Genomic DNA, 514 nt, shown 5'->3' on the forward strand with positions numbered 1-514 from the left:
CCGACGGCGCCGGCGCGATCACCTACGCGCTTGGCTTCAATGCCGGAGCGACCGGGCTGGTCGACACGGCGAGCGGCCAGGCCGTGGTGCTGAGCCTCGAAGCCGGCCAGGTGGTTGGCCGTGCGGGTATCGGTGGCGCGATCGTGTTCACGGTCACCACCGATGCGTCGGGCAGTGTGACGCTCGACCAGCAGCGTGCGGTCGTCCATCCGACGGCCAACCCGAACGAGCCGGTCAGCCTGAATGCCGACAATCTGGTGACGCTGACGGCAACGATCACCGACAAGGACGGCGACAGCTCGGCTGCGACGCTCAACATCGGCCAGAACCTGACCTTCCTCGATGACGGCCCGACGATCTCTGCGCCTGGCGCCAGCAACTCGCTGACGGTCGACGAGACGGTCCTCGCGACCAACGACACGCAGAGCTTCGCCGGTGCCTTCACGTCGAGCTATGGCGCCGACGGCGCCGGCGCGATCACCTACGCGCTTGGCTTCAATGCCGGAGCGACCGG

The 514-nt window shown here is 68.1% G+C and carries 1 protein-coding gene; it reads left to right on the plus strand.

Annotation, left to right across the window (positions count from 1 at the left end):
* Positions 1-514 (plus strand): DUF5801 repeats-in-toxin domain-containing protein (locus tag EOB49_RS36780; protein ID WP_245473000.1); only part of this gene is annotated, 514 nt, incomplete at both ends.

The organism is Mesorhizobium sp. M7A.F.Ca.MR.148.00.0.0 (genome assembly GCF_003997735.1).
In the GTDB taxonomy this organism is placed as follows: domain Bacteria; phylum Pseudomonadota; class Alphaproteobacteria; order Rhizobiales; family Rhizobiaceae; genus Mesorhizobium.